Genomic DNA, 23,120 nt, shown 5'->3' on the forward strand with positions numbered 1-23,120 from the left:
AAATTTCAATTATGTTAGGTTTAAAATTGCCAACCGACCCACGCTGGGTGAACATTGTAGAGAAAAATATTGCTGAAATCCTGACGGATCATGCTTTCTGCGAACAAAAAGCGGCAAGCAACGCTATTTCCATTATTGTTCAATATCCGCAATACCCGGATATGGTAAAAGCCATGATTGAAATTTGCCAGGAAGAAATGGAACATTTCGGAATGGTGCACGACAAAATCCTGGAAAGAGGATATGAACTTGGATTTGAGCGCAAAGATCCTTATGTGCACGATCTTCTCGACTTCTTAAAACATGCACATTCCGGGAATCCGAAAAAATCGCACCTGGTCAATCAATTGCTCTTCGCAGCGATGATTGAAGCCAGAAGTTGTGAGCGGTTCAAGATTTTATCCGAAGAAATCAACGACGAAGATTTGCGCGGATTCTACCGCAGTTTAATGGAAAGTGAAGCGCGTCATTACACTGTTTTTCTAAACTTTGCCCGCCAATACGGTGAAGGAATTGATGTGGATGCACGCTGGAAATCATTCCTGGAATTTGAAGCGTCTTTGATGGAAAAATACGGAAAAGCCGAGACCATGCACGGGTAATTTCAGTTAAACGGATCTATTGTGATTGAAGTATCCGGAGATTTTCACCATAAATATTTGCGCTCTCTTCGTCTCTTATGGATATACAAAAATCGTAAGCTTGCCGGATAAATAGCTCTGCACTCTTTTTATTGCCCATTCTAAAATGGCACATTCCAATTAATCCAAGAACACGGGGTTGATAAAAATCTACTCCGGGTCCTTTGAGTGTGGAAAGTGTTGCCAATATTTCATTCAATAGCGTAACAGCCTCATCATGATTCCCCTGATCACTTAAGTTATTTGCCTGTTCACACGATTTACCGATACGGTCCAGGGGATTCTCCGAATTATCTCCTTGCAAATGTTCCAGACAGTCTGAATCTCCCAATTCATTCATGCAGACAGCCAGATTGATCAAACCATTTGCATACCAATTCCTTTCCTCCGCATTATTTCGATACTCCACAGGGATGACACTCCAAATTCCGAATTGGGATTTTATTTCTTCCCAATGTTTTTATACAAAGCCGGAAGCTCCTTGTTACTGCTATTCAACAATTGTGTCAGTAAAACTTTAGGAAGTTTTTCCTGTTTTTTAAATCGATCAAAGAACCCCATGTATTTTTGTAATTGATTGAAAATGGATGTCATGCCAATTCATCAATTTTAGTCAATTTTTCGTTAAATCCAAACTACCTGCCGTGTTATTAGTTAGCTTTACTAACTATCTTAAACGGCATGGATACACAAGAATGGCCTTTAGGCCTGTTTTTCAGCTTTCTAACGAAACAATACATCGGTAAATTAGCTCTTTGTATGAAACACACTCCCGTGGAGCGCTATTACTTCCCCTTGTATCTGATTGGAAAAAAAAACGGATTGATCAGTCAGCAGGAATTGGCAGATCAACTTTTAATGGACAAGGTTTCAATGGTCCGGATTCTGGACGCATTGCAAAAAGACGGTTTTATTGAGCGAAAAACCAACCCGAATGACCGCAGAGAACGTCAGTTGCACATCACTCCGAAAGCAAAACCCTGGATTAGTGAAATTGAAAAAGGAATTAAAGAAACCAATGAATACTTTTTTAGTTTGCTTGACCCAAGTTTACATGCTAATTTTAAGGTAATCTTAACGGAACTGATTACGAAAACGCAAGATATTCCAGCAGACCAATTCGAATTTTTTTACCCGAAGAAATAAAACCCATCATGATTAGGACCGTATTCATCTTATCACTTTTATTTTTCGTAAGCGCTTGCGGAGAAAAAAAAGAAGATTTAAAGACTCAAAAGGCACCCATAGTTACAGTCGATGTTGTAGTGCTCAAACCTGGAGAGGTCGTTCGTTCCATTGCTATTCCCGGTTCCATCATACCCAATGAACAGGTGGACATTTATTCGGAAGTACCGGGAAGAATTCAGCATATTTCTTTCAAAGAAGGACAATCCGTTGCGAAAGGAACCATACTTGTCCAGGTCGACTCAGATATTTTGAAAGCACAAAAAGCACAATTAATAGTTGAAAAGGACCTTGCAGAAAAAGACGAAACCCGAAAAAAAAGCCTCTACCAGGCAAAAGGAATCAGTTTACAGGAATATGAGGTTTCTCAATCGGCACTGGCTGATGCGAAAGCAAGATTGGACCTGTTAAACGTTCAGATATCAAAAGCAACTATCCGTGCACCCTTTTCGGGAAAAATCGGTTTAAGGCATGTGAGTGAAGGCGCATTTATTTCTTCCAGTACCCTGATTACTTCCATCGTCCAGGAAAACCCGGTCAAGATCGAATTTTCCGTTCCTGAGAAATATGCACGGAATGTGCGGGTAGGACAAGTGATCGAATTCAAAACAGCTGATGATTCCAAGTCGTACTCCGGGAAAGTATATGCTTTTGAACCACGCATCGACGAAGGAACACGGATGATGACTGTTCGTGCTTCCCTTCCGAATCCGGGAGGATTAATTGCCGGTTCCTTTGTATCCATCAACTACGATATGGGCAAAGAAGAAAATGCATTTATGGTTCCGGCAGAAAGTGTTGTTCCGGTTTTAAAAGGTCAGAAAATATTGGTCGTCCGCAACGATTTAGTGGAAGAAATCCCTGTTGAGATCGGTATCAGAACGCCGGACAAGGTGCAGGTAATCGGAAACCTGAAGGAAGGTGACCAGGTATTGATCTCCGGATTATTGGCTGTTAAAGCCGGAATGCCTGTAAAAACTAAAATTGCAGGAAAATGAATATTGCATCCTTAAGTATTAACAGACCGGTACTTACGTCCGTTCTGTCCATTATCATAGTCCTTTTCGGGATTATCGGTTTTATGTACCTGGGAGTTCGCGAATTCCCTTCTGTCGATCCTCCGATTATTACAGTTACTACAAACTATACCGGAGCAAACCCGGATGTGATCGAATCCCAAATTACTGAGCCACTTGAAGAGTCTATCAACGGTATTTCCGGGATCCGTACCATTACTTCCACCAGTGCAGACGGCAGAAGTACGATTGTGGTGGAATTCGATTTGAGTGTGGACCTGGATAACGCAGCAAATGATGTGCGCGACAAAGTATCTGCTGCCATTCGAAACCTTCCGCCCGATGCCGATCCTCCAATTGTAGTAAAATCAGATGCAAACGCCGAAACTATCTTCTCATTAACCGTTCAATCGGATAAAAAGACCCTGCTTCAATTGACTGACCTTGGTAACAATGTCTTCAAAGAACGTTTGCAAACCATCAAAGGTGTTAGTGAAATCCGTATATGGGGAGAAAAGAAATTTTCCATGAAATTCAACCTGGACCCCGAAAAGATGGCTGGACTGGGTTTAACAGCCTTGGAAGTAAAAAATGCCCTCCTGGACCAAAACGTGGAATTACCATCAGGAAGAATTGAAGGAAACACGGTTGAATTGACTATCCGTACTTTCGGACGTTTAACAACGGAAGAAGAATTTAACAACCTGATAGTTGCAAAAAAAGGAACTCAGATCGTCCGGTTGAAAGACGTGGGAAATGCAACACTTGCACCGGAAAACGAACGCACGCTGCTTCGCGGAAATCATGGTACTCCAATGATCGGTATCGCTGTAAACCCGCAACCGGGAGCAAATTACATTGAGATTGTTGATGAGATTTACAAAAAAGTAGAGCAGATCAAAAAAGAACTTCCGAAAGATGTTCACCTGGGCGTTGCCCTGGATTCCACCCAAAATATCCGTAAATCCATCTCAGAAGTAGAAGAAACGATCCTGATCGCTTTCGGTTTGGTACTCATCATCATTTTCCTGTTCCTCAGAGACTGGAGAACAACCCTGATTCCGATTATTGCTATCCCGATCTCATTAATAGGCACGTTCTTCATCATGTACATTTCAGATTTCTCCATCAATCTCCTCACCTTGCTCGGAATTGTGCTTGCTACCGGACTGGTCGTTGATGATGCGATCGTTGTAATGGAAAACATTTACGCACGGGTCGAACGCGGTGAAAATCCGAAAGAAGCTGCTCACAAAGGTTCAAAGGAAATTCTGTTCGCTATTATTTCAACAACGATAACACTGACCACTGTTTTTCTTCCGGTAATTTTCTTGCAGGGACTCACCGGCCGCTTGTTTCGTGAATTCGGAATTGTCGTTGCAGGATCCGTTATCATTTCGGCTTTCATATCACTGACCTTAACTCCCATGATGAGTTCGCGCTTGCTGCGAAAAAAAGAGCGTCATTCCCGTTTTTACAAAATGACGGAAGTATGGCTCAATAAATTGATGTCAGGTTATCGGAATTCCCTCACGAGATTTATGAAAAGACCATGGATTGCGTTTATTCTTATGGTTATTTCACTGGCTATTATTTATTTCAACGGAAGAACACTACAGTCCGAATTAGCTCCCATGGAAGACAAAAGCCGCTTCATGATCATGTCAAATGCTCCAGAAGGAACGTCATTCGAACGGATGGACCTACATCAGCAGCAAATCATCGACCTGGTAGACACCTTGCCGGAGAAATCCAATATTATTGCCGTAACCTCCCCCAGTTTTAATGCATCCGGAGGAGTTAATAAAGGTTTTGTCCGATTGAACCTGCTTCCCACAAAAGACCGGACACGTTCACAGGAAGAAATCGTCCAGGTACTTAATCAAAAATTGGGTGAATTCAATTTTGCCCGCACATTCATTATCCAGGAGCAAACCATTGGCGGAGGACGGTCATCAGGATTGCCGGTACAATATGTACTTCAGGCCCCGACTTTTGAAGCCATGAAAGAAGTACTGCCGAAATTCCTGGAACAGGCAACGGCAGACCCGACATTTAAAATTGTGGATGTTGATCTGAAATTCAACAAACCGGAATTGCAGATCGATATTGACCGCGATAAAGCAGAGAGTGTTGGGGTAAGTGTGAACGATATTGCATCCACCCTGCAATTGTACTTTTCAGGCCAACGCTATGGATATTTTATTATGAACGGGAAACAATACCAGGTGATCGGTCAGGCAATGAAAGAAAAACGGGATGATCCTTCCGACTTAAAAGCAATCCAGGTAAAAAGTGAATCGGGAGAATTAATCCCGCTGGACAACCTCATCAAGGTCCGAAATGAATCAAGTCCACCCCAACTCTTTCGTTACAACAGGTATGTTTCTGCAACGGTTTCTGCACAGCCTAACGATGGTTTCACTATTGGCGATGGGATCGATGCAATGGATAACATTGCAGAAAAAGTGTTGCCAGAGAGTTTCTCCCACAGCCTGGCAGGAACATCCAAAGAATTCGCAGAAAGCGGAAGCAGTTTGATTTTTGCGTTCCTGTTAGCTCTTGTATTGGTTTACCTGGTACTTTCAGCACAATTTGAAAGCTTCAGTGATCCGATAATCGTGATGGTTACCGTACTTCTGGCTCTTGCCGGAGCCGTTCTTTCACTTTGGATTACAGACCAAACACTGAATATTTTCTCTGAGATCGGAATCATTGTATTGATTGGATTGGTTACAAAAAACGGAATCCTGATTGTGGAATTTGCCAATCAGCGCCGCGAGGAAGGTTTAAGTATTAAAGAAGCAATTATCGATGCCTCCTCTCAGCGTTTCAGACCCATTTTAATGACCACACTCGCAACCATTCTCGGAGCACTTCCAATTGCACTTGCTTTGGGAGATGCAGCTACCAGCCGCATTTCTATGGGAATCACCATTGTTGGCGGTTTGGCCTTTTCCCTCGTTCTTACCCTGTTTGTTCTTCCCGGATTATATATCTATCTGACGTCTAAAAAATCGAAAGCAAAAGCATGAAAAATTTAATTCTTCTCTTCCTACTCTTTTCAACCGGTTCTGCTTTTTCACAACAGATTCTAAGTCTCGAAGAAGTGATCAAACGCACTCTTGAAAAAAATTTCGATGTATTGATCCAACGGAATAATGTAACAATAGCCGATAATTCCAACGATACAGGTGCGGCCGGATATCTGCCCACAATCGGTGTGAATGCAGACCAAAACTGGACGATCACCAATACACGCCAGGAGTTCTATTCGGGGCAGGTGAATGAAAAAAACGGTGCAAATAATAATTCATTGACGGCTTCCGTGCGTTTGAACTGGACCTTCTTTGACGGTTTTGCCATGTTTGCCAGGGACAAGCGTCTTCAACTACAGGAAGACCTGGCAACCATCAACCTAACTGCACAGATGGAAATGTCGATCTACCAGGCTTCAATTTTGTATTACAGTTTGCAGTATTACAAACGCATGCAAGTGGTTTATGAAGAAGCCATTCAATTGTCGAAAGAACGCTACGACCTCATTTCCCTTCGATCAAAAAACGGAGCGGCAAGTGACCTGGAATTACTCCAGGCAAAATTAGACTTGAATACAGACAGTTCGAATTACCTGAAGCACCTGAATCTCATCAGCAAAATAAAAGTAGACCTGGCAATGATAATGGGGCAAGCCGGAGAGGTTTCGTTTGATGTAGATGATACTGTTCCAGTACTTCCGGTACTCAACCAGGCTGTTATCCTGGAAAACGCCCTTTCACAAAACACCAGTTTATTGGTACAGAAAAGCCAGATTGCCATTCTTGATATGCAGCGTAAAGAATTACAGAGCCGGTATTATCCGCAGGTGTCATTTTACGCGCAGTATGCCGCTACCGTTTCTAAAAGTGAAGTGGGATTGCTTTCCTCGAATCGCAGTTTGGGACCCGGCTTCGGTTTTACACTAAGCTGGACGATCCTGGACGGGTTATCCAATGTGACCGCTGTGAAAAACAACAAACTTCAAAAAAAGAATGCGGAACTCACGGTGGAAAAACAGGAACAAGCCATCCGCACAGAAGTCGATAAGGCCTGGCAGGATTACACCTTTTCGGAACGCATGTACCGTCTGGAAAACAGCTCTATCATCAATACGACGGAAATGTTTGAGATCGCACAAAAATCCTTTGAAAATGGTTCATTGACCCAATTCGAATTACGCGAAATCCAATTTTCGATCATCCAGGCGAAAAACCGTCAATTAAGCGCTGAATTCAATTTGAGAACGGCCGTATTGAATCTGTCCCTGTTCACTGGAGATTACAAGAAATTGATTCCGTAAACCAAGGTTTTATTATAAAAAGTGTATTTGAAGCTCACGGATAACATCTTCTTTCTTCTGACGTGAGATCGGGATTTTCAATCCGTTTTTCATTTTAATGTAACCACCTTCTTCTTTGAGGTATTCATCCACAAATTTCATATTGACAATGAAGGATTTGTGTGGGCGTATAAAGTTGACATTCGCTCTTAATTTATCATCGAAGAATTTCAGGGGTTTGGAAACCAGGATTTCCTTTCCATCGTCCAAAAATATTTTACAATACGAGCTGTCGGCTTCGAAAGAAACAATGGAGTCCAGGCGAACAAAACACATTCCATCCGCTGTTGGAATGGAAATTTTACGTTCTCCGTTCCCGTAGGAGATCAGTATCTGGTCTTCACTCATCGAACGTCTTTCACGAACCTTATCCAATGCCTGGTTTACAGCTTCAACAAACAATTCCGAATCGATCGGTTTCATCAGGTAATCCAGTGCCTGGTATCTGAATGCTTTTACAGCGTATTGGTCAAAAGCTGTAGTGAAAATGATTTGAGCCGCAAAAGCATCACTTTCATCCAGGACGTCAAAACCGGTTCCGTCCCCCAAATTGATATCAATGAATATCAAATCAGCTTCCGTTTCATTGATTAATTGCACAGCAGATTTGAACGAATCCGCCTCACCCAATACCTGGAAATTCGGAAAATAACGTTCCAGGTATTTAGATATTACACGCCTTGCATCAACTTCGTCATCAATTATCAATACTCTTTTAGTTTTCATAGTCGTCGAAATAAATAGTTGTAATCTTCTTCTGAAGCAAAATTTACAGTAGTAACGCAGCGTTTATTTGAAATGATCGTTTTGCACCGAACATGTTTTGATTCGTTGTATCTTAATAAAAAAACAGGTTCCTTTTCTCCTTTTGGATCCAGGAATCTTACGCGATGAATTAAAAATTTAATCCCGAAAAAGCTTATCATAAGCAGAAGTCTCTCAGTTTAGAATTCTAAAATTAAGAAACGTTACAAAATGGAGTTTATTTTAAATCATCAATCTTTGACAGTGGTTGTATTCCATTTAAAAAAGTAACTTTAAGACTTCAAAATGAAACATGGCTAAATTGTTACTTTCGGTGGTCATCACAGTTGGAGTACTACTTACTTCCTCTTTCGATTTCAATACACTGCCTGAAGATCAGACTGTAAAATACGCTACGGAATACATCGTTGTCCTGGTTATTGATGGGCCGCGCTATACGGAAACATTTGGGGACACAACTTATCAGTATATTCCTCACCTGGGAAATGAGTTAAAAAAAGAAGGGGTACTTCTGAGCAACTTTTGGAATAATGGTCCTACTTATACGATATCGGGCCATTCAGCGATTACTACCGGAAGGTATCAACGCCTTTCAAACGCCGGGAAACAATTGCCGAAATATCCGTCGATGTTTCAATATTACCTCAAGGAGAAAGGAGTCCCAAAGTCCGATGCCTGGATAATTTCCAGCAAAGGAAAACTGGAAGTCCTTGGAAACACACACTACAAAAAGTGGTGGAATGTATACAAACCTGCTACTTATTGCGGACTTCACGGAAATGGTGCGGACTATACTTCGGACCAGGAAACGTTTGACAAAGTAACGGAAGTGCTTTCCGGAAATCATCCACCTCACCTGATGCTGGTTAACTTGTTGGCTGCAGATTCCTATGCACATTCGAAACAATGGGATATGTACCTGAAATCTATCCAAAAATGTGATGATTATGCATTTCAATTGTGGAACATGATTCAATCCAATGAAAAAATGAAGGACAAGACCGCACTGATCATTACCAATGATCACGGTCGTCATTTGGACGGACACAAAGATGGGTACATCAGTCACGGAGACAATTGTGAAGGATGCAGGCACATCAGTTTACTGGCAATTGGTCCGGATTTCAAAAAGAATGTAGAGTCCACGAACTGTGCAGAACAATTGGATATCAGCAAAACCATTTCAGAAATGCTGCATTTCCCGATGCCAAGCGGAAAAGGCCGCGTTTTACAGGAATTGTTTAACTAGTTTTGCTTTCGTACCGGACTAAATACGCTTCACACCGATGTAACCCGAAATCGTTTCGATCCAGTAAATCCGCCAAACTAAAAAGAGAAGATGGAATCGGTCTGTTTCATTCTACATCGATTTGGAATGAATTGATATCGGAATGCTCAGAATGACACACGTTCCCGGAAAACGGGAATCGGAGTCATCTGCATTACTAATTGTAACTGAATACGAATTTTTACCTTTTCCTTGCAGGGATTTTAAACGTTCTTCAGTAATTTTTGTCCCATAGGATTTATGCCCGGTATCCCGTTTATTTTTTTTGGATTCTGCGTATCCGATTCCGTTGTCCTGGATTATAACTTTTAACATTCCCTCTTCCATATAGAATTTCACCAATAATTCAGCTCCCACCGTTCGTTTGGTCAATCCATGGATGATTGCGTTCTCTACATACGGTTGGATCAGCATAGGAGGAATACACGGATAATAGGGCAATTGACTGAAATTGCATTCGATTTGGAAGCTGAATTTATTTTTAAAACGCATGCATTCCAGTAGGATGTAATTCTTTAACGCATCGTATTCATCCTGGACAGTAATGTAGGTTACTCTTGAATTTGTCAGCGTTTGCCGGATCAGTTTAGCGAAACGCAGCAAATACTTTTCGGCATTCTCATTTTCTTCATACAATAAAAAACTATGAATTGAATTCAGTGAGTTAAAAATAAAATGAGGGTTCATCTGGGCTGAAAGGGCCATTTGTTCCAACTCCATCATCCGGTTCAGCATGTAATTCTTTTTGTTAACCGATTGAATCGAAAGCTTCAAAACAAGGTAAAACAACAAGAGCAAAAGAATGATATACAGCAAAATGAAATACCAACGCAAAAAAATGATTTTTTCTACGGAAAACCTACCAATAATTCTGGATTTAGACCATTGATCAAATGTATTCAGACAGGAGATTTCCAGGTTAAATTCTCCGTCTGAAGGATTATTCAGGATAATTTCTCCCTTGTTGGATCTGATCCAGGTTTCATCTTTTCCAAAACGATACCTGTATTCGACGTGTTTATCCAGGTCTTTACTGGAAAGGGTAATTTTGATCAGGTCCGTTTTAGCCGGATACACTTTATTCGCTGGAATTTCTTCATTCTTTGCAAATGCCCGGATAGAAAACAATTCAAGCGGAAAATGCTTTCTTTCTTTTTTCACTTTCGCAATCTCCACCTTCTGAACACCAAACTTGGTAGCTACATAAAGGACATCATTGTATGCATACAAATCCGTAATCTCTGCACTTGAAAGTAATTTTTTATTCAGAAAAAAATCGACGGTTATTTTCCCATTTTTCTTAACTAACAAAAATACCCCCTTATCTCCTGTTACCCAAAGCCGGTTCTTTTCATCGAAGAAAATGCTCGAAACTTGTTTACCCAAATGGAGATGCGGTGCAAACTTCGAAGGAGTTTCATCGTCCATATTAATTTGATAAAGCCCCGCTAAGCTGGAATATGCAAGTAATCCCCACGTCTCATTGTATTCCATCTGATTGATTCGCTTTCTTAAAACCGGTCTGTAATTTTCCTTCAATTCTGAATTTTCAATATCAAAGACAAATACTCCTTCATCAAATAAAATGAACATCTTTTTATTCTGAAACAGATAAAACCAGTAATAGGCCCCTATCAGTTTAGAGCGATCAATGTGGTTTATGTCATATCCCACATAAGAGGTCCCTTTCATTTCAACAATTTCGTATGTCAATCTGGAGAATCCCACAACAGAATTCCGGGTTTCATAAACCGGATTTCCAAAATAAGTTGCGTCTACATCTTTCCAGTCGCTCCAGTCAATAACTCCCCGTTCAAATGCGAATCCTTCTTTTACAGGTAATAAATTGTATTTGTGGACTATTTTCCCAACATCTTTACAACGAAACGGAGGATACAATTGCTGCCATTTACCCACATAATAATTGATGATTATTTTATTCTTATTCCCACTGATAAAGCGAATTTCCTCGGTTAATTTTTTCTCATTAACGGCAAGTTGTTTAAAGGCCTCGTCATAGACCGCAAAAAGACCTTTTTCCAATGTAGTAATCCATAAAGTCCCTTTCGAATCCGTATATGCAGAAGTAACCGAGTAATTCGGTAAATAGTGCTGAACAAGCACAAGCTCTTTGGTTTTCGGATCAAAGGTGTATTTTTTCAAGCCATTCTTGTACAATCCAACATATAAAAAACGTTCATCGGAATCCAATCCGATGACTTCATGCTGCGGATAATCAATCATTCGTTTGAATTTCTGATCGTCAAAGAAGTACAACTTGTAATTGGAAGTCACAAACCGTTGTCCTTTATACTTTTTTGCCCTGGTAGTGCCAGTTAATAGAATGTTTCCGGAAAAAATCCACTTATTATCCTTAATCAAAAACGCATTGACATTAGTAAGATTTTTTTTCTGGAGACACAATATGTCGTTTCCAAACTCAATAAAATAGGCATTATTCTTCCATTTAGCCGATAAGTCCCTGACTTTACCCTTTGAACTTACTTCAATCATTTTCTTTCTGAAAACACTGTAAACGATTGAATTATCCTTTTTAACATGAAGAGATATAATCGTGTTCCGGCCCACGGGAATAGTCTTTTCAAGCAAATGATTGTATTGGTAGGCTTGCATTTTCCCGTTTTTAAAAACGCTTAACAAGCCATTGAAACCTATGAACCAAACCCCTCCGTTTTCATCCTCCGTCACTCGAAAATTGACATTGTCAGACAACCCGTTTTCAACGGTATATTTATGAAATTCAAATCCATCGTACCGAACAACTCCACGATCTGTCAAAATCCACAGCAGGCCCGACTTGTCCTGATAAACCTGGTAAGTTTCGGAACTTGGCATTCCGTTCTCAATACCATAATGGGCATAATTATATTCCCATGAAATACGGTTTTTTTGAGTAAATGCAAATCCTGCAAATCCAATAAAAAAGAGTCCTGATAAAATGTACTTGATCAAATTGAATAAGCAATAGATATACGAAACAAATTTAAGAGAATCTATTTGTTTTCATTGAATTTTGATTGAATCAAAAAAATGAGCACAATCATTCAGCCTTTCAACTGATGGTCGTTTCAAATCAATCTACCGCTTGAAAGACCTAAAAGTTTGGCTCAATTAGTTCCCATCCATGAAGTACCAGCGACCGTCAACCTTCTCAAAACGTGAATCTTCAACATGTCTTGTCAACTGACCGTTTTCATCTAAATACGTTGCTACGAATTTGACCCTTCTTTCAGCTGAGGAAAGAATCTCGAGACTAATCCAGGTACTGTTTTCAGCCCATTCGAGGAGTGATTTCGGGTTGTAATACTTCCGGAATTTCGGGGATGTGGTTTCAATAATATAGGGAATGTTTATCGTTACATAGGCCGAATAACGAGAGCGCATCAATTCTTCCGCAGTTGCGGGAAAACAGGTTCCCGACAGGAATGGCCCGCAACACGTTTCAATTGATTTTTGACTGCCGCAATAACATAGCTGCATTGATCCGGAACTCATGGTTTGTTTTTTTTCCGAATCGCTTCATCCATCCGCTCAATCGCTACTTTCGGGCGGATGAAATTTTCCTTCGTGTCAATGAGTGGTTCATACGGGTAATTCCCGAATAGCGTAGACAGGCGATTGATTCCAAAGACCTTTTTGGTATAATGGTTCGAAATAATAACCATACAGATGGTGTCTTTTCTCAACGAAGCATAACACCCGGTATTTCCGTGCCACCATCCCGTATGGAAGAACAAGGTCGATTTTCCTCCATCCTCTCGCATGCGGTAACCCAATCCGTAATTGCTTTTTCCTTTATGTTCATAACTGTATCCGCGAAACATTTCCTTCTTGATCGAATCACTCAAAAAAACATTGGAGTAAGTGGCTTTATCCAATTTCAATAAATCCCTTGCTGTTGTATACAGATTCTTATCCCCATAAACTCCGTCCAGGTTGGTAAATGGTTCCAGTCTGTTGCGGGAATCATACGACCGGGCAATCGAATCCGAATTTTGCGATCCGTCATTGATGAACGAATCCGTCATTTTCAATGGTTCGAAAACCAGTTCTTTTGCAAGTGCCGGAAATTTCTTGCGGGTAATCCGTTCCGCAATTAAAGCCAAAAGCACGTAATTGGTATTGCAGTACGAAAATTGGGTATTCGGAGGAAAATACAAAGGCATCTTATACGTATTCAGGAGTTGCACGATCTTTTGGTTCGTCAAAGTCTTGGTAGCCGGCCAGATCGAATAGGGAAAATAACCGTAATAAGGAATTCCGCTCCGGTGATTCAGGAGCATTCTGACCGTAATTCCGCTATACATAATCTCCGGCAGATACGAGCGAATATCTTTATCCAGGATCACCAGGTTCGAATCTGCCAATTTGCAGATTACAATCGCAGTGACCACTTTGGAAATTGAAGCAACATGGAGCGGCGTGTGTTTATCGATGCGTTGTTTGAATTGATGATTCGCCAGTCCCTTGTAGCGTTCGTAAACGATTTCCCCATTTTTAGCTACCAGGAACATCCCATTAAAGTCCTGAGCAATCCGTTCGCGGTAGAAATTACTGATACTGTCGTAATAATGTGGAACAAACGATTTGGGTACCGGGTTGAATTTCGGGAAATGAAAGGCATCCGACACCGTTTCAGCTGTTATTTTTTTTGTGAGTTTGCCCTCCGTTTGACAGCCAAAAAGCAAAAAAAAGCATACAAAAAGAGTCGTAAATCGAGTAAATCCGGGAATCATGAAACAAAGTTAACAAAACTTCAACGAATCCTTTCTTTCCTTAAAATCAATTTAATAATCGAAATCCTAACGGTTCATATTCGTTTAACCGACTCAAAACACACACGTTCAACCAATTTTCAGTGATTAGCCGGAAGCCTGTTTTGAACCATTAACTTTGCTAATAAATAAACGCCGCCGTTCTTTTGCGGATCAATCCGTCTTTTCCTTTTGCCTGGACCACAACATTAAATGTTACGGGATTTCCTTTGTTTGCAGCCTTTGCTTTAGTCAATGCATCGATAACTTCCGGGGTAATTTTCGATCCGGCAATCGAAGGAAGCGGGTTTGCAATGGAAACGGAATTGACTTCATAACTGATCACATCAAAGCCTGCACTCTGAAGCACTGCATTTTCCTCGTACCCAACGCGTACAACAGCCTGATCCAGCGTAACAACCGTTGTTCCTTCCAAAGCGCTACCCACATAAACCGAAGGAGTTGGTAAAGTCAGTACACGGTATTCATATGTTTTCAGCACTTTATTTTCCTTCAGGTTTTTCACGGTCAGGGTAATGGTTTTTTCAGGACCTGTCGGTCTGACGTAAAAACAGGAATCTCCTCTAAAAACTTCGGCTTGTGCACTTTCCAACACCACAAAACGGGTATCGGCTCCGGCACCGATCTCAAACTTATTGTCATAACCACGATAAACTACATTGTATTCAGGCATTCCCAAAGCTACTTGTCCGAAACCAAAAGAACTGAACAAACAAGCGATTAAACCGATCATTATTTTCATACAGCAGATGTTAAATTTATTACTAAATATACGGATTTATAATTAACTTGTGGTATGAAACATTACAAAACCCCGGCAGCCATTCTTTTTACGACTCTTCTTTTTTCATGTGGTGATAACCAGGAAGAAAGGAAGATTCCTGAATCTCCAGTTGAATCCCACCCATCACACGAAGCCCCCAAACCTGAAGTCGGGACGAAAGAGCTGAAGAAACCCACGGAAGATACGCATGTTCAAAACACACGCACCGAGGACAAGCTGATCGTCAAAGTGTGGAACCTGTCCGAAGTAAAAGCACTATCGGATAAAGTAGAACGCGAATCGAAAGGGAAACGCCATTTGGTTGGCCGCATCTCCTCTTTCCCATCAGACGATCAGGAATACTACGGGATTTCTATTTCTGAGGACAACGGAGAAGCTTTGGCTACCTATTTCGAATTCCGGATTTACCCTGATAACTCAATCTATTATTACGACGTAGTAGAAGACCGGGAATTGACTTTAAAAGAATGGCGGACTCAGAAAAACTAGTTCCGGCCCGCCAATTATCTATTCTGGTGTGGTTTTCTATTTAAACAGCTGCACAAACCCCTGCCCTTCAAGCAATTCATCTTGTGCACCTTTGGCCGTATACTTATAAAAGTAAACTCCTTCGTCCATCATATTGCCAGCAGCATCTTTCCCGTCCCAGCTAAATGGAACCGCACTGGAAGTATACACCGGATTTCCCCAGCGATTAACTATTGTTACATCTAAAGACTTAATATTCAACAGTTCGAATGTAAAGAAATCGTTCACATGATCTCCATTCGGGGTGAAAATGTTCGGTGTTTTCAAATCCACGGGAACAATCGGAGGAATTACAGGCGGAACATACGGAGGAATCACTGTTACCGCAATTGTAGCCGTATCTGTACATGTTCCATTGATTGCAACCAAGGTTACCAGGTAAGTTCCTACGGAATCGTATACCTGATTTTGAGAAGATAAGTCGTTTGCAGTTGTACTGTTCCCATTTCCAAAGTACCAGTCAAAACTATTGGCATTGGTACTCCCATTGGTAAATGTCACCGATAGAGGCCCGTATCCCGAAGTCGGATTCGCAGATACATTCGCAACCGGTGGATTTAATGGGGTTACCAGTACGGAATCATTCCTGTGACAACCGTTGTTTTCCACATCAATGTAATACCATCCCGGAGACAGGTTTTGCCACACGGAAGCATTGATCTGATTCGGATTGTTTGCTCCGGGACCATTCCAGGTGTATAACGGCTGCCCGATAAAGTTTCCGGTCATTAAAACATAAACTGCCCCATTATTTGTTCCGCAATCGGAAGGAATTGCAGCTACTGTATCAAAATCCCACGGCATTGCTTTGATGGTTACAGCGACCGTGTCTTTCAAATTACAACCATTCGGAGAAAGTGCCTGAACGATATAATTCCCGGAAGCTGTCGGAGCAATGGTTGCTCCCGTTTGCCCCGAAACCCAAGTGAAATTAGGATTTGCAAAATTGGCTGTTGCAGTAATTGTTTCCGGTTCATTCTCACAAAAAGTCACATTCGGTCCCGCACTGATCTGAGCAGGATCATACGAAATCACAATAGTGTCTGACTGCGGACAAACCGTATTAAAGGTAATGTTGTCGATTGCAAAGTCGTTGTTACCACTTGAGACTTGTGCAATGATACTGATGGTTGCAGATGTATTGGCTCCCGAGTTCCAGAATTGGGAAAATTGTTGCCAATTACATGAAAGCAATGTTGGACTGAAAACCGGTCCGATCTGTACCCCATTGATAAAGAATTGCAATACTGCAACATTCGGTTGTGTAATGTTCTCCACACTGGTCACCCAAGCCGAAAAAGAATAATCAACATTCGGGTCGACAGTAATCACCTGGGACCAAACAGTAGTATTCGGTACATTTGATCCGTTTACAACCAACATATTCCCGGGTCCGGTGGTTCCAAGATCGCTACAAGCTCCAAAATTGTTATGGACTAAATTCGGACTGGTTGTAATTGCATAAGTCGATGGATTTGTCAATAAGCCAAACGCGCCACCGGTTCCAGGCCCGTATCCTGTGGTGAATCCGGTATTTCCCGATTCAAAGTCTCCATTCTGAACCAAATTAGCGGTATAATTAACCACATTCAGCACCACTGAAGCCGGAGCTGTGATGGTAACATCCGGTTGGTTTCCTGGTAAAATATTCCATGCATAACTATCGTAGCCAATTGGTGCCACCAAATTCAATGACTGCCCTTGACATAACAAGGTGTCATTCCCCAAATTCAGTTGAGGAAACTGGCTGCAAGGAGATGATGTACAACATTCAAAAATCATGGAGTCTATAATCAGTCCACAACCTGGGCCAGGACGATTGTAATTAAACGAGATACTGGTGATTGGTCCGTTCCATTCCACCCATCCACTTGCATTATCCACATTCGCATTCACCTGTGAGGAGTTTCCCGGGTTAGAAAAATCACCTATCACATCCGTCAAACTACTATAAGCAGGAGAAATCGCATTCAAATACTCATTCTGTCCACCATCCAAATCTGCAAATCGAATACGCACATTACATATTGACTGCGAGAAGGTAATTGTTATAGGAATAGTTAGTGAGGGGTCGAAAATAGCTGCCGGCGTTACCATTCCGGTAGTATAATTAGGATCTCCAGCTGCAGAAATATTCCGGAATCCGAGGCTGGAAGTAATGGTGTAGCTAACAGGGCCACTACAGGTATTAAAAGATGGACTCGTTGCAGAAGTAACTGAATTTGTGGAAACCCAACTTAGATTATCCGAAGCAATCTGAGCGATGGAAACGTGGGTAAAACTCACTAATGCGATAATTAAGGCGAAAGTTTTCATACAACCGAATCTAGATGTATCATTCATTGATCTAAAAATATAAGGAAAAGTCAGGCAATGTTTTGCCTCCTCAGTTTTTTTCTTCATAACGCAAATCTATGAAGACTAAACGGATATAGTAACTATTTAGTTGCTTGAAGACTCTTTTTTTTTAGTTTTTAACATTTTATTATGAAATGATCTAATCCGCAAAAGCGCAGTTGCTTCAATAAGATTCGTTAACTTTGCCTTTATGAAATTCAATGAATTAGGATTAAATGATTTGGTCCTTGAAGCCATCCACCATATGGGCTTCGAAAACGCAACTCCAATCCAACAATTTTCCATTCCAGAAATATTAGCCAATCACGATTTATTGGCTTGCGCACAAACAGGAACAGGTAAAACTGCTGCTTTTATACTTCCGATCTTACATAAATTGACCGGAAAAGAAGATGCTTCCATCAATACATTAATATTGGTTCCAACACGTGAACTTGCCATCCAGATAGAACAGGAAATACAAGGTTTATCCTATTTTGTTTCCGTAGGATCTACTGCTATTTACGGGGGTGGTGACGGAGCGCGTTGGGAAGAACAAAAAAGTGCCCTCGTTGAGGGAACCGATATCATCGTTGCGACTCCCGGAAAATTATTGTCTCACATCATGCAGGGTTATGTTGATTTTTCTCAACTGGAACACCTGATCCTGGATGAAGCGGACAAAATGTTGGACATGGGTTTTTCAGAGGATATTGAACGGATTATTTCTCATCTTCCCAAAAAGAGACAGACTTTGCTTTTCAGTGCTACCATGCCGTCGAAAATTAAGAACCTGGCATCCAAGATCCTGATCCATCCGAAGGAAATCGCGCTCTCTATTTCGAAACCGGCAGCGGGAGTTACCCAAAATGTGATTCTTTGTTTCGACGATCAAAAAAATGCCGCACTTGACTTTATTTTGAAGGAACGTACCAATTACGACAGCATCATCATATTTACCTCCGCAAAAAGTAAAGTTCACGAAATTGTTTATGCCCTTAGAAAAAAAGGGTATAAAAATACACAGGGTGTTTCTTCCAACCTGGAACAAGAAGAGCGTGAAGAAGTATTAAGGGGGTTCCGTTCCAAACGGACGCGCATTTTGGTTGCTACGGACGTTATGAGTCGTGGAATCGATATCAAAGAAATCAATCTGGTCATCAATTACGATGCTCCAAGAGATGCCGAAGATTATGTGCACCGGATTGGAAGAACAGCACGTGCAAATACCAAAGGAGAAGCATACACCCTGATTAATCAAAAGGATATGCCAAAGCTTTCGCGGATAGAACGTCTGATTGAAATGGAAATTCAACGGGTAGCACTTCCTGAAGAATTCGGTCCAACGCCGGAATGGAAAACTTCGGGTTCACCTTCTCCCAACGGAAAGAATAAGAATCGGAACAAGAAGAAGTTTTTCGAAAAAAAGAAACCGGTTAATTAAAGAATAATCCTGTTTCGTGCTTCTTCACCCGGAACGGGTGGATATTTTTCAGGTGGACTTCTATACCGACTTCCTGTGGGGTCTGAAATATTTTTTAACCGAATGTTACCACATTCCCTTTTTCTGCTTTTCGGACACATTCCGAAAATCCTTTAAAAAAGTAAGGAATGTTGTCTTCATCTCCATTGACAATTCGATTTTTGACCTTTTCAAAAGTCAGAATAGATATTTCAAAATCGGGAAGTCCTGTTTTCAGCATCGGCTGCTTCATTTTATCTTCCCAAAAATAAACTCCTCCATAATTCCTTCTGGCAACTTCCAGAATGTACGATCCGGCTTGTGCACAAAAATCGTCAATGATCTCTTCATCCGAAAAATCCGCAAAGTCTGAAAAGTCTTCAATTAAACTATCCAATACATTTAAACTTCGGATGGAATAATCAAAAGCTCCATCGTATTTGGTGTTAAAAGCACGAACGATTTTTTCAGCATTGCTGATTGCTTTACTGATAAACTCCTGCTGGATCTTATCAAAGATATCATTGTCTGAATTCAAGGATATCAAGGATTCCTCTTCTTTCATTTGAGCTTTTTTGTACTTGAAAAAATCAAACAATTTCATGTAACTTTTTGATTAGATGTGTAGCGTAGTTCTGATGTGACGAAAGTACAACTTTTTTAATTATTTATATTGTCAAAACTTATTTGTATTGGACTATTTTTTTAGCTTACAAATATAACACAATTGTATTAGAATCAAGTAATGTACCGAACATCTTCCCGGTAGGGAACTTTTTCCATCTCTTCCACTTCGATCGTAAAATGTCCGAACTCTTCGGTAACCTTTCCATAAACAGTATAGATTCCTCTTCCACGGAACGGATATTTTAAGGCGGCATCCTGAAAATGAACCGTATCCAATTGTTCACCTTCCCGGTCAAACAGCGTCCCAAAATGCACAATTTGATTTTTAGAACTTACTATTTTTTTTACAGCAATCAAATATCCGCAGACACCAATTTTCCGGTTTATATAGTTGGAAAGGCTTTTTGCAAGCACACAATCCGTTGGCTGTTCTTCCAGCAAATCAAAAGGATTACACAATGGAAAATCCAACAGTTCGAGGTGTTCAAAAGCTTCTTCAAAAGCTGTTTCACTCAACTCCGGAAATACAAACTGGCGTTGTTCCGTCAAGAATAACTGCGGCTGATCGTCTGATTTTACCAACACTTTATGAAAATTCAAATGTGCATTCCACATCAATTCCTTTTTGGGAACACCAAATGACCGCAACGCCCCCACACGAATCAATAACAAAAGCTGTTCCAGCGGAAGCACAATCCGTTGCAGCAAATCATTAAATCCGGTAAATTCACCGCTCAATTCCCGTTCCCGGACCAAGCGTTCCAAGTGTTTTAATTCAATGCCGGCAATGTGTTGAAATCCCAGATAAATAATCGTTCCCTGAATAATGGTTTCTGCCCGGCTGCGGTTGATACAGGGTGCTTCGATTGTGCCACCCAGTTTTTTTGCTTCCAACACATAGACTTCCGTCCGGTAAAACCCTCCAAAATTGTTGATTGTCGCCACCATGTATTCCAATGGATAATAAGCCTTCAAGTACAAACACTGGTAACTTTCTACCGCATACGAAGCCGAATGGCCTTTGGAAAAAGCATACCCGGCAAAACTTTCGATCTGACGCCAAATTTCCCGGATATCTTTTTCGGAGTGACCTCTTTTTCTTGAGTTCTCAAAGAATTTATCCCGAACGAGTAAAAACTCATCCCGGGACCGGAATTTTCCTGACATTCCCCTTCTCAGAACATCTGATTCCGCCAAATCCAAGCCCCCGAATTGATTCGCTACTTTGATTACATCTTCCTGGTAAACCATGACTCCATACGTATCGGGCATAATATCCAGCAAAACCGGGTGAGCTTCTTTGATCCGCTCCGGATCCCGGTGTCTTAAAATGTATTCCCGCATCATTCCTGAAGAAGCCACTCCAGGTCTGATAATCGAACTTGCAGCAACCAATTCCAGGTAAGTATTGGTTCGCAATTTGATCATCAACATGCGCATACCGGGAGATTCGACATAAAAACAGCCGATTGCCCTTGCTTCACGCAATAATTTATTGATCTTGTCATCTATAATGAACTTGCGCACATCATGAATATCATGAGGAGGACGAGCAGGTTGATTGTAAGCGATCACATCCAGTGTGTCGCGAATTTTTCCTAATCCTCTTTGAGAAAGGATATCGAATTTGTACAAACCCACATCTTCCGATTCAATCATGGAGAACTGGGTTGTCTTGTATCCTTTTGAAGTCAGAAAGGTAGCTGTAAAATAATTGATCGGTTTTTCACTGATGATCATTCCTCCTGCATGAACACTCAGGTGAGAAGGAAGTCCGGCAATCAATTTACTGTATTTCAGTACCAATTCCTGGATCGGATCTGCTTTGTGTCCCAAATTCTTATCACCAGAAAGCATATCAATATCTGTTTTGGGTAAACCAAATACTTTCCCCAATTCACGCACCGTAGCTTTATACTGAAAGGTATTATAAGTACAGATTAATGCCGTATGCTCGAAGCGATCAAACATGTATTGAATGACATCATCCCGGTCACGCCATGAAAAATCAATATCAAAATCAGGTGGGTTCTGCCGGTACAGATTGATGAACCGTTCGAAATACAGATCCAATTCCAGGGGATCAACGTCTGTAATTCCCAACAAATAAGCAACCAGGCTATTGGCTCCACTTCCTCTCCCGACGTAATAATATCCTTTGGATTTGGCATAAGTGATGATGTCCCAGGCGATCAAAAAATAGGTCACGTAGTTTTTCTCGTCAATCACGTTGATTTCCTTTTCTATCCGCTCTTGAATTTCAGGCGTACTGACATCGTACCGATGTTTCAACCCTTTTTCACAGAGCGAGCGGATCAATGTCAGATCATTTTCTCTCGAATCCGTGTAAAGCGCCAGGTTTTGGGAAACAGCCTGCGGAGCGAATTCAAATTCGATGGAACACGTTTTCAGGATTTCCTCCGATCGGAGAACCAACTCTCCGAACTCTTCATACCTGTTTATCAAGTTTTCTCTATCCAAAAAGACTGCATCTTCCCGGCTTTGTTCTTCGGGAGATAGTTTTGAGAGTAATACATTTTGATCTATGGCACGCAGCAGGCGATGAGTGTTAAAATCGCGCTTGGACCGAAAAGTCATACTTGAAAGTGCGAGGTATTTATCCGAACCTTTTTCCCTGTTCATTCGAAAGCGATTCAACTGATGTGCCGCTATACCTATAAATTCGTATGTTTCAAGCTTCTCAGGTTCCTTTCCCCAAGGATAGATCACCACACAATTTGTGAGTCGGGGAGCTTTCACAGGAAAAGAAGTTTCTTCATGTGTATGCTTGCTCAGAAAGCGGTTTATTTCGAGAAAACCTTCATTGTTCCTGGCCAAAATGATATAACAGCATGAAATTCCATTTCGAAAATCAACTCCAACGACAGGAGTTCGCCCGTTTTCACGACTATAACGCACAAAATTCAATACACCTGAGGTATTGTTGATATCGGTTAATGCAATGCGCTCATAGCCGGAATTTACTCCCCACAAAACGAGTTCTTCCGGATCTACCATTCCGTATTTTAAACTGTAACATGAATGAATATTTACCATACATTTTCCTCATAAAAAGACTCCAACTTGCTTTAAAACAAAGGGCTGATCGCAATATCGCAAGCATGCAATCAAACCAACCAAATTCCTGATGTCACGGTACTTATACCTTCTCTCTGCGCCTATGTTGAAGCTTCAGCGCAAGCATTGATCCGGCAGTAGCGTGACATCCAGGAACCCGGTTCCGATCGTTTCCTTCTGTTCGTTGTGGTTAGTTTAGATTGGGCGGTGGTTGGTCGTTATTAGTGAACAGAGG

17 protein-coding genes are annotated in these 23,120 nt (G+C 41.1%); 8 read left to right on the forward strand and 9 right to left on the reverse strand.

Annotation, left to right across the window (positions count from 1 at the left end; genetic code table 11):
• The first annotated feature begins 11 nt into the window (after positions 1-11).
• Complete coding sequence (locus tag FO442_RS09550; RefSeq protein WP_144332946.1) at positions 12-602, forward strand: MiaE family protein; 591 nt, start codon at positions 12-14, stop codon at positions 600-602.
• 16 nt (positions 603-618) lie between these two features.
• On the opposite strand, the gene FO442_RS09555 is transcribed toward FO442_RS09550, so the two are convergent.
• Entirely contained in the window at positions 619-1,050 is a 432-nt protein-coding gene (locus tag FO442_RS09555; RefSeq protein WP_144332947.1) for a tetratricopeptide repeat protein, read from the reverse strand.
• Between the two features lie 272 nt (positions 1,051-1,322).
• On the opposite strand from FO442_RS09555, the gene FO442_RS09560 reads away from it, so the two are divergent.
• From FO442_RS09560 to FO442_RS09575, 4 genes are read left to right on the forward strand one after another with little or no spacing between them, the layout of a single operon-like run.
• A complete protein-coding gene (locus tag FO442_RS09560) occupies positions 1,323-1,787 on the forward strand; it encodes a MarR family winged helix-turn-helix transcriptional regulator (RefSeq protein WP_144332948.1) in 465 nt (154 codons plus the stop codon).
• Positions 1,788-1,795: 8 nt separating this feature from the next.
• Entirely contained in the window at positions 1,796-2,824 is a 1,029-nt protein-coding gene (locus FO442_RS09565; protein WP_144332949.1) for an efflux RND transporter periplasmic adaptor subunit, read from the forward strand.
• Positions 2,821-5,877, forward strand: a complete 3,057-nt coding sequence (locus tag FO442_RS09570; protein ID WP_144332950.1) for an efflux RND transporter permease subunit — start codon at positions 2,821-2,823, stop codon at positions 5,875-5,877. Before FO442_RS09565 ends, FO442_RS09570 begins: the two co-directional genes overlap by 4 nt.
• The gene (locus FO442_RS09575; RefSeq protein WP_144332951.1) at positions 5,874-7,181 is read left to right on the forward strand and encodes a TolC family protein; all 1,308 of its coding nucleotides are present in this window, start codon (positions 5,874-5,876) and stop codon (positions 7,179-7,181) included. The genes FO442_RS09570 and FO442_RS09575 overlap by 4 nt, the downstream gene beginning before the upstream one ends.
• Before the next feature lie 12 nt (positions 7,182-7,193).
• On the opposite strand, the gene FO442_RS09580 is transcribed toward FO442_RS09575, so the two are convergent.
• Entirely contained in the window at positions 7,194-7,946 is a 753-nt protein-coding gene (locus FO442_RS09580) for a LytR/AlgR family response regulator transcription factor (protein ID WP_144332952.1), read from the reverse strand.
• A gap of 331 nt (positions 7,947-8,277) precedes the next feature.
• On the opposite strand from FO442_RS09580, the gene FO442_RS09585 reads away from it, so the two are divergent.
• Positions 8,278-9,234 carry a sulfatase-like hydrolase/transferase gene (locus FO442_RS09585; protein WP_144332953.1) on the forward strand — a complete coding sequence of 319 codons (957 nt, stop codon included), beginning with the start codon at positions 8,278-8,280 and terminating at the stop codon, positions 9,232-9,234.
• 111 nt (positions 9,235-9,345) lie between these two features.
• On the opposite strand, the gene FO442_RS09590 is transcribed toward FO442_RS09585, so the two are convergent.
• The 4 genes from FO442_RS09590 to FO442_RS09605 all read right to left on the reverse strand — a co-directional run bounded on the left by FO442_RS09590 (position 9,346) and on the right by FO442_RS09605 (position 14,811).
• Positions 9,346-12,246, reverse strand: a complete 2,901-nt coding sequence (locus FO442_RS09590) for a sensor histidine kinase (protein ID WP_144332954.1) — start codon at positions 12,244-12,246, stop codon at positions 9,346-9,348.
• A 159-nt stretch (positions 12,247-12,405) separates the two neighbouring features.
• Positions 12,406-12,789, reverse strand: coding sequence for a YchJ family protein (locus FO442_RS09595; protein ID WP_144332955.1), 384 nt, complete (start codon positions 12,787-12,789; stop codon positions 12,406-12,408).
• Positions 12,786-14,030 carry a serine hydrolase domain-containing protein gene (locus FO442_RS09600; RefSeq protein ID WP_144332956.1) on the reverse strand — a complete coding sequence of 415 codons (1,245 nt, stop codon included), beginning with the start codon at positions 14,028-14,030 and terminating at the stop codon, positions 12,786-12,788. The genes FO442_RS09595 and FO442_RS09600 overlap by 4 nt, the downstream gene beginning before the upstream one ends.
• 160 nt (positions 14,031-14,190) lie before the next feature.
• Positions 14,191-14,811: a GldM family protein gene (locus FO442_RS09605; protein ID WP_144332957.1), complete on the reverse strand. Its 621-nt coding sequence runs from the start codon at positions 14,809-14,811 to the stop codon at positions 14,191-14,193.
• Positions 14,812-14,865: 54 nt separating this feature from the next.
• Between FO442_RS09605 and FO442_RS09610 the strand changes: the two genes are divergently transcribed.
• Entirely contained in the window at positions 14,866-15,342 is a 477-nt protein-coding gene (locus FO442_RS09610; protein ID WP_144332958.1) for a hypothetical protein, read from the forward strand.
• Between the two features lie 36 nt (positions 15,343-15,378).
• Here FO442_RS09610 and FO442_RS09615 read toward each other — a convergent pair whose 3' ends face one another.
• A complete protein-coding gene (locus FO442_RS09615) occupies positions 15,379-17,697 on the reverse strand; it encodes a T9SS type B sorting domain-containing protein (protein WP_186280027.1) in 2,319 nt (772 codons plus the stop codon).
• A 232-nt stretch (positions 17,698-17,929) separates the two neighbouring features.
• Between FO442_RS09615 and FO442_RS09620 the strand changes: the two genes are divergently transcribed.
• Positions 17,930-19,162: a DEAD/DEAH box helicase gene (locus FO442_RS09620; RefSeq protein ID WP_144332960.1), complete on the forward strand. Its 1,233-nt coding sequence runs from the start codon at positions 17,930-17,932 to the stop codon at positions 19,160-19,162.
• Positions 19,163-19,256: 94 nt separating this feature from the next.
• Here the strand turns inward: FO442_RS09620 and FO442_RS09625 are convergent, their stop codons facing one another.
• A complete protein-coding gene (locus FO442_RS09625; RefSeq protein ID WP_222101986.1) occupies positions 19,257-19,745 on the reverse strand; it encodes a hypothetical protein in 489 nt (162 codons plus the stop codon).
• A gap of 173 nt (positions 19,746-19,918) precedes the next feature.
• A complete protein-coding gene (locus FO442_RS09630; RefSeq protein WP_144332961.1) occupies positions 19,919-22,864 on the reverse strand; it encodes a DNA polymerase III subunit alpha in 2,946 nt (981 codons plus the stop codon).
• Between the last annotated feature and the right edge of the window lie 256 nt (positions 22,865-23,120).

This window comes from Fluviicola chungangensis, from assembly GCF_007558725.1.
Taxonomy (GTDB): Bacteria; Bacteroidota; Bacteroidia; order Flavobacteriales_D; family Crocinitomicaceae; genus Fluviicola; species Fluviicola chungangensis.